Raw genomic sequence first — 8,375 nt, forward strand, 5'->3', positions numbered from 1 at the left:
ACGATGCCTGCCGGACGGGTTAAGGATTTAGCCTACGAGCTAATGAACGAGGAACAAATTGAGGAATTTGAAGAAAAGCCGGAAATGAATCTGGCCCACTCCGCACCCGGAATAGGGCGATTCCGTGTCAACATTTTCCAGCAACGCAACCAGGTTGCCATGGTTATCCGTAACATCAAAGTACAAATCCCCAAGGCTGAGGAACTGGGACTTCCACCGATTCTGAAAAAAGTCATTATGCAAAAGCGTGGGCTAATCCTGTTCGTTGGTGGCACCGGTTCTGGTAAATCCACATCCCTGGCTGCCCTGATTGACTACCGCAATTCAAACAGTACGGGTCACATCATTACGATTGAAGATCCCATTGAATTCGTACACCACCATAAAAAGTGTATCGTGAATCAACGTGAGGTGGGTGTAGACACCGACTCCTATGAAGACGCGCTAAAAAACACTTTGCGTCAGGCACCCGATGTAATTCTCATCGGCGAGGTACGCGACCGGGAAACCATGGAACATGCCATAGCATTCGCGGAAACCGGTCACCTGGCGATATCCACACTACATGCTAACAATGCTAACCAGGCATTGGACCGGATTATCAACTTCTTTCCCGAAGAACGCCGTAACCAGTTGTTAATGGATTTATCGCTGAACCTGCGGGGATTTATATCGCAGCGCTTAATCCCAACAGTTGATGGTAAACGCTGTGTTGCTGTTGAAGTTTTACTGGGTACGCCACTGGTCTGTGAAATGATATTGAAAGGTGAAATCCATAAGATCAAAGAAGTCATGGAAAAATCAGCCAACATCGGTATGCAGACCTTTGACCAGGCTATCTTCGACCTTTATAAAGCTGGCAAAGTCCCGCTGGATGAAGCTTTACGCAACGCAGATTCACAAAATAATCTGCGCTTGAAGATCAGCTTAAGCGAAGGTAAAGCAGGTGGCGGCGAAAGCAACCTTAGCCTGCAACATGATGAACCAGCGCCGGGCGAAGGTATGATAGGTGGCAGCTTATCCCTGAAAAGGTAAGCTACTCAAGGATTCACTCGAATCTCACCTTCCTTTCCAAATTCAGAATCAAACTGTGCGATAGCCAATTTATCCGGCCTCGCATACCAGACAGGAAAATAGATACTGTTAATTGTTAAAACAGTTGTTCCGGGATATTTTCAGTTTCCTTAACCGGGGTGGTCTCCCCTGATCCCAAATCGACAACCACTGGATCTTCGTCCAAACGTTTGGGTACATACTCAGCTCGAAATATTTCAAATGCCGCATTGGGAAAATCCGCACCCACCAGCAAACCCGTTTCAGGATCAATACGAACAGTGACAAGACCAGGTGGCGTTTCCAATGCTGGCTCAGGTAAACCCTTCAATGCTTCAGCCATATATTCTATCCACATCGGCAACGCAGCCCTGCCGCCATACTCATTATGACCCAAAGTATGCGGCTCATCGAAGCCAACCCACGCCGTAGTCACTACATCGGGATTAAACCCGGAAAACCAGGCGTCCTGTTGATCATTAGTGGTACCCGTTTTACCGGCTATATCATTGCGGTTTAACGCCAGGGCTCGCTTACCAGTCCCACGTTTAATAACATCGCGCAGGATACTGTTCATAATGTAAATATTTTGTGGCGAGACGATGCGTTTAGCGACTCGCTGAGGGATAGCATTGTTAACAGTATCAATTTCGCTTTCGGCCATCATCGCTGGATCCAGCTGTTCTTCATAGACCGGCACGAGTAAATCGGTATTTTCAGGAATAGCGTTCTCAGCTAACTCGCCTTCAGCTGTCATCGATGCCTCAGTTAACATGGGATCCTGGCCAGGCTGCGGGGCATTGTTATTTGCATCCGCTTCACATTGTTCGCATACCACTAGCGGATTGGAACGCATGATCACAACATTTTCTGCTGTTTCCAAACGTTCTATGAAATAGGGTTCAACTTTATACCCACCGTTGGCAAAGGCTGCATAGCCTGTTACCAGTTCCATTGGGGTAATCGCCGCACTGCCAAGTGATAAGGACAAATCACGGGGAAGACTTTCTTTTCGAAAACCAAATTTCTGCAAATAGTTAATCGCATAAGAAATACCAATCGCGCGCAATAAGCGTATCGATACCAGGTTACGAGAATTAATTAATGCTTTGCGCAGGCGCGTAGGACCAAAGACCCTGCCGCTGTAGTTTTCCGGTCGCCAGGTACTTTCCAGTCCCGGGTCTTCGAATACGATAGGCGCATCATTAATCAAACTCGCGGCTGTATACCCTTTTTCCAATGCCGCAGAATAATTGAATGGTTTGATATTCGAGCCCGGCTGACGCTCAGCTTGTGTGACACGATTAAACTTACTCTTGTTATAATCAAATCCACCCACCAGTGCTAACAAAGCGCCATCATGTGCAGATAAGGAAACCAGCGCCCCTTCTACGCGAGGGATCTGTGCCAGCTTCCATACGTCTGGTTCACCCTCTTTTCCATCTTTTACTTTAACAATACGAATAATATCGCCGGTAGTCAGAAAATCACTTGCCTTGGTCGGCTCTTCACCCGGAACCTTGCCGTCACCATTCCAGGGCCTGGCCCACTTCAAACCTTCCCAATCAATCTTAATCTGGCCATGTCTTGACTGATACACAACAATATCTTTTTCGTTCACTGCAGTAACCAAAGCAGCCCACAACTTGTTAACCGGCCGGTAATCAGAAAGAATGGCTCGATATGCCATCTCGTCAAATCCCTCAACCTGACTCAGGTCAACATTCGCTTCCGGTCCACGAAAACCGTGGCGTTCTTCATACGCTATTATATTTTTACGTAAAGCTTCATTCGCCGCTATCTGGGTACGTGATTCAACGGTGGTGTAAACTTTGTAACCCTGAGTATAAGTGTCCTCACCCAATCGGTCATACAGCTCTGCGCGCACCATTTCGGCCAGATAAGGCGCCTCTACTTCTACGCGCAAGCCATGTAGTTCCGCATCATCAACACTATTCCTGGCGGTCTCATAATCTTCATCCGACAAAAATCCCAGATCATTCATTCGACTTAATACATAGTTACGCCGCTTTAAAGCGCGCTCTGGATTAACGATGGGATTGTAGGCCGAAGGTGCTTTGGGTAAGCCGGCGATCATGGCGATCTGCGCCGGCGTCATCTCGTCCAGCGTTTTACCATAATAAACCTGTGCCGCCGCTGCGAAACCGTAGGAGCGATTACCCAGATAAATCTTGTTAAGGTAAAGCTCAAGAATTTCGTCTTTAGAGAGCTCTTGTTCAATCTTGAAAGAAAGAAGAATCTCATTGAGTTTGCGCAGATAGGTTCTCTCCCGACTTAGAAAAAAGTTCCTGGCTACCTGCATGGTGATGGTACTGCCACCCGGTCCCTTGTGCCCTGTGCGTATTAAGTAGACAACTGCACGCAACAAACCTTTAGGGTCCACACCGTAATGCTCATAAAAGCGGTCATCTTCTGCCGATAAAACGGCATTGATTAGTGTCTTCGGCGTTTGTTCTATTTCCAGTGGCGCCCTTCGTTTCTCACCATACTCCGCGATGAGTTTTTCATCTTTTGTATATATCTTGAGCGGCACTTGAAGTTGCACGTCACGCAGGCTTTCTATTGCCGGAAGTTTAGGCACAACAAACCAATAAATAGTCAATCCAGTGACACAAGCGGCTATAAAGCAACCACTCGCAAGGGTGAGTAATACAGGAGCACTAAATAGTTTTTTAAATTTACTAGCCATACAATCTCAAATTTTAATAGTCTCGTTCAATTATCTTGCCATGGGCCCGATTAGAGTGTGATCAAGTTCAAAAATTCCGTGTCGACAAAGTATAAAACTTTCAATAACATCAAACTAATAGTATTTGTTCTTTACCTAAATTTTGATCTATATTTTTCTGTACTCGGAATTTTCAGCTCTTTTCGTTAAGTTTGCGAAAATCGTACCGATATACACATCAACTCAAAAAAACATAGTAGGAAAACAGTGTGGGTATAGCGCAATTATTTGCACCAAGGAAGCCTTCTATAATTGGGCTCGACGTAAGTTCAACAGCCGTAAAGCTCCTGGAACTCAGCCAACAATCCGATGGTTTTAAGGTTGAAGCCTATGCGGCTGAACCTCTACCGCCGAATTCCGTTGTTGAAAAGAATATTACTGACGTTGAAGCCGTTGGTGAAGCGATCCGTCGTGCCGTAAAACGCTCGGGAAGTCGAAGCAAATTTGCTGCAGTTGCCGTAGCGGGTTCATCGGTAATAACCAAAGTTATCACCATGCCTTCCAACTTATCCGATGACGAATTGGAAAGTCAAATTCAATTGGAGGCTGATCAGTACATTCCCTATGCATTGGAAGAGGTAAATCTGGATTTTGAGGTATTGGGTCCTTCAGAATCAAATCCCGATACGTGTGACGTATTATTGGCAGCCTCTCGTAGCGAAAATGTAGATTCAAGAGTGGCCGCCGTTGAATTGGGCGGACTGACAACCAAAGTTGTCGATATCGAAGCCTACACACTGGAAAATGCCTATCCTTTGCTCGCCGCTCAAATCCCGGGTGGCATGCAGGACAATACAGTGGCCATTATCGATGTCGGCGCCACCATGACAACATTAAGCGTGTTGCACGACAGTCGCATAATTTACACGCGTGACCAGGTTTTCGGTGGCAAGCAACTCACCGAAGAAATACAGCGTCGTTATGGATTGTCCTACGAAGAGGCCGGTATGGCTAAACGCCAGGGTGGTTTGCCAGATAACTATATACCGGAAGTATTGGAACCATTTAAAGATGCAATGGCTCAGCAAGTGAGCCGCTCCCTGCAATTCTTCTTTTCATCCAGTCACCACAACTCAGTGAATCATATCATTCTTGCTGGTGGTAGCTCTTCAATTCCCGGCGTTGATGAACTTATTGAGGAAAGGGTCGGTTCAACAGCCTCTGTTGCAAATCCCTTTACTCATATGTCGCTCGCTTCACGTGTTAAGGCTCAAGCGCTCAGCAATGATGCACCCGCACTTATGATTGCGTGCGGACTGGCTCTAAGGAGTTTTGATTAATGCCACATATTAATTTACTACCCTGGCGCGAAGAACTACGCGCGGCCAAACAACGACAATTTAATACATCGTTAGCAGGTGCCGCCATAGTAACTGCTCTGGCTGTGGTTTTTGTACATATACAAATGACCAGCATGATAGAAGGCCAGAACCAGCGTAACCAGTTTCTGGAAAACATCATCAAGAAAGTTGAAAAAGAAATTGAGGAAATTCGGAATCTGAAACGGGATAAAGAAACCTTGCAGGCTCGACTGGATGTTATACAAAAGTTACAAAGTAGCCGCCCGGAAATCGTCCATTTGTTTGAAGAAATCTCCAACGCTACACCAAAAGGCGTATTTCTGCTGGACGCGTCAAGAACGGGCGACAAGTTAAGTCTTACAGGTGTCGCCGACTCAAATGATAGCGTATCCGCATTTATGCGAAACCTGGATGCGTCACCATGGCTGACCAACCCAAAACTTAGCATCATAGATTCAGCAAAAAAGGAATTCGAAAACGCCAGCTGGTTTAAGCTGGACGTAAATCAGGCAACACCTTCGGTTGAAGAAAAAAAGGGTGAGAAGAAAGCGTGAACATTGATCTCAATGAACTGGATTTTAGTAATGCCGGAAACTGGCCGTTTCCGATAAAACTGATTGCCATCCTGATAGTCTGCGCAGCCGTAGGCTTCGCGGGTTACTGGTTCGACACCAAGGAACAACTTAGCGTACTGGACAAATCAAAGGCCAAGGAAGAAGAACTTAAAAAGGAATTTCAAACCAAGCAGGCCGTAGCAGCGAACCTTGCTTCGTACAAACAGCAAATGAAAGACATGGAAAAAACGTTTGGGGCATTATTATTGCAACTCCCCAGTAAAACGGAAGTCGCGGAATTGCTGGTGGACGTTTCCCGAGAAGGATTAAAAGCTGGCCTGGAGTTTGAATTATTCAAACCAGGTTCCGAAACTGTTAAGGACTTTTATGCCGAATACCCAATCAGTATTCGCGTTGTTGGCACCTATCACCAGTTTGGTAATTTTGCCAGCGGCATCGCAGCATTACCCAGGATTGTTACGCTGCACAACCTGAAGATTGGTCAAAAAACCAAAGGTAAAAAAGGCGGAGATGCAATGTTGGTCATGGAAGCTACCGCAAACACGTATCGCTATCTGGATCAGGATGAACTGGATGCCAAGAACCGCGGCAAGAAATCAAAAAGAAAAAAACGATAGCCAGCATTTAATAATTCAACAAGGACTGAAAAAAACTTGAATCATGTTTACTCGAACCATACGACAAAAATTCAATTTTTCTTATAAAAGTGCGGCTCTATTATTGCTCATCAGCCTCGCGCTCGCAGGGTGTGGTAGCGATAACGTATCCGATCTGCAATCTTACGTACAGAAAGTCAAAGCCAAAAAGCCGGCACCCATACCACCTTTGCCTGAAGTGAAAACTTACGAGACCTATGTGTATGACGAAACTACCTTGCGCGACCCATTCCAGGCGTCGGTAGCTCGAAAAGTTGTACGCTCTAATAACAACCTTCGTCCCAATATGAAACGCCAGCGCGAAGTGCTGGAACAATTTCCACTAGATACATTAAACATGGTGGGTAGTCTTGAACAGGGCGGTGAGCGCTGGGCATTAATCAGGTCACAAGAAGGCACGCTGTACAGAACGAAAAAAGGCCGCTACATCGGCCAGGATTATGGACAAATAATTCGTGTAACGGAAAGTGAAATTGTATTGCAAGAAACCGTACCGGATGGACTCGGTGGCTGGGTAAGACGTCAAGCTACCTTAAGTGTGAGCGAATGATCATCCCTATGAGGACTGTAGAAATGGCATTAACCAAGAACATAAACCCTGAATCCAAAGAGATTTCCATGACCAGATCACCCGGATTATTTAAAGGGAAAGCTAACATTGCAAAATTATTTAACCTGGTAGCGCTCACTGCCCTGGCATTTACTCTTTTCTCGGCTCCAATAAGCATGGCGATTGCTGAAGAAGGTGAAACGGCGAGAACCCTGGACTTTGCAGATTTCAAATCCACGGCCGATGGTGGCGTTGAAATAAGACTGGCATTTTCCGGCCCACCACCTACACCAACGGACTTTACCTCAAAAAGTCCTGCGAAATTGTCCATTGACTTATCAAAGACAAAAAATAATTTACCCTGGAGTTTGCCATTACCCGTCGATGCGGCAGGCGTAAAATCACTTAAGGCCAGCCAGTCTAAAAACCGGACTCGCGTTGCTATTAGCATGGAGTCACTAAAGACTTACAAGATCCGCGCGGAAGGCAACAACATGTTTGTAACCTTTCCCGGCGATAGCGCGTCAGCAGGCTCAGCCGCACCGGTAACCGTCGCGGCGGCAGCAACCCAAACACAAGCGCCTCCAACACCAGCGCCAGCACAGCCGGCACCCAGACGTACCGTTCCTGCCCCTGCGCCCGCTCCCCGCAGAACAGTAAGCGGAAGTGGCACTGCGTTACAGGACGTAACATTCACCCAGCTCCCAGGTGACAAGGTACAGTTCAAATTGTCATTCTCCCGCAATGCAGTAACCCCCGGCAGTTTCACTATCGATAATCCGGCTCGAATTGCTCTGGATTTCCCTAATACCGGGAGTGCTTTGAACTGGAAGAATAAAAATGTGGGTGTTGGGTTTGCAAAAAGTATCACCGCTGTTGAAGCAGGCAACCGGACCCGTGTTATTTTAAACCTGGTTCAGCTACTACCTTTTGAAACTGAGGTCAGCGGGCGCAATGTCTATGTCACATTAGCAGGCGGTCGAGCTGCCAGTAAAGTCGCTCCAAGCGCCGCATCGAAAGTATCAACCGCCGTACCCGGCGATGACACATTGCACAATATCTCCAATATTGATTTCCGCCGTGGCGCGCAAGGCGAAGGGCAAATTATCATAACCCTTTCGGATGCTAATACTCCCGCCAGTACCGGGGAGTCAGGCAATAAAATCTTCGTTGATTTTGGTAATACCGGTATTTCCAATGACCTGTTACAACGCCTCGACGTTATCGACTTTGCTACACCCGTACAGTTCATCGATACCACACGAGTCGGCAACCGTGTTCGACTCTCCGTTACACCCGCTGGTGACTATGAGTATCTGGCCTACCACACTGGTAACACCTATACAGTTGAAATTAAACCTTCGGTAAAACCTGAAGAAGAGAAGGAAAAAGAAGACGAGACCAAAGGTTATACCGGTGAAAAACTTTCACTCAACTTCCAGGACATCGAAGTTCGCGCGGTACTCCAGTTAATTGCCGATTTCACCGGCT

At 46.6% G+C, this 8,375-nt stretch carries 7 protein-coding genes; 6 read left to right on the forward strand and 1 reads right to left on the reverse strand.

The window, feature by feature from the left end; genetic code table 11:
* Positions 1 to 1,035 (forward strand): PilT/PilU family type 4a pilus ATPase (locus ACWVCM_RS05705; protein ID WP_455200757.1); only part of this gene is annotated, 1,035 nt, incomplete at its 5' end.
* A gap of 115 nt (positions 1,036 to 1,150) precedes the next feature.
* On the opposite strand, the gene ACWVCM_RS05710 is transcribed toward ACWVCM_RS05705, so the two are convergent.
* On the reverse strand, positions 1,151 to 3,763 hold the full coding sequence (locus tag ACWVCM_RS05710; RefSeq protein ID WP_455200758.1) for a penicillin-binding protein 1A: 2,613 nt from the start codon (positions 3,761 to 3,763) through the stop codon (positions 1,151 to 1,153).
* Between the two features lie 248 nt (positions 3,764 to 4,011).
* On the opposite strand from ACWVCM_RS05710, the gene ACWVCM_RS05715 reads away from it, so the two are divergent.
* The 5 genes from ACWVCM_RS05715 to ACWVCM_RS05735 form a co-directional block, all read left to right on the forward strand.
* Positions 4,012 to 5,082, forward strand: a complete 1,071-nt coding sequence (locus tag ACWVCM_RS05715; protein ID WP_455200759.1) for a pilus assembly protein PilM — start codon at positions 4,012 to 4,014, stop codon at positions 5,080 to 5,082.
* Positions 5,082 to 5,657 (forward strand): PilN domain-containing protein, encoded by a 576-nt coding sequence (locus tag ACWVCM_RS05720; protein ID WP_455200760.1) that lies wholly within the window; start codon positions 5,082 to 5,084, stop codon positions 5,655 to 5,657. Before ACWVCM_RS05715 ends, ACWVCM_RS05720 begins: the two co-directional genes overlap by 1 nt.
* Positions 5,654 to 6,295: a type 4a pilus biogenesis protein PilO gene (locus ACWVCM_RS05725; protein WP_455200761.1), complete on the forward strand. Its 642-nt coding sequence runs from the start codon at positions 5,654 to 5,656 to the stop codon at positions 6,293 to 6,295. Before ACWVCM_RS05720 ends, ACWVCM_RS05725 begins: the two co-directional genes overlap by 4 nt.
* Before the next feature lie 43 nt (positions 6,296 to 6,338).
* Positions 6,339 to 6,884 (forward strand): pilus assembly protein PilP, encoded by a 546-nt coding sequence (locus tag ACWVCM_RS05730; RefSeq protein ID WP_455200762.1) that lies wholly within the window; start codon positions 6,339 to 6,341, stop codon positions 6,882 to 6,884.
* A gap of 23 nt (positions 6,885 to 6,907) precedes the next feature.
* The coding region (locus ACWVCM_RS05735; protein WP_455200763.1) for an AMIN domain-containing protein at positions 6,908 to 8,375 on the forward strand (1,468 nt) is incomplete at its 3' end.

Source organism: Kaarinaea lacus (genome assembly GCF_975902315.1).

What these genes read in the sequence shown, in the direction of transcription:
- ACWVCM_RS05710 (WP_455200758.1), bottom strand. Translation starts at nt 3,763, where the DNA reads ATGGCTAGTAAATTTAAAAAACTATTTAGTGCTCCTGTATTACTCACC.
- ACWVCM_RS05730 (WP_455200762.1), top strand. Translation starts at nt 6,339, where the DNA reads ATGTTTACTCGAACCATACGACAAAAATTCAATTTTTCTTATAAAAGT.
- ACWVCM_RS05720 (WP_455200760.1), top strand. Translation starts at nt 5,082, where the DNA reads ATGCCACATATTAATTTACTACCCTGGCGCGAAGAACTACGCGCGGCC.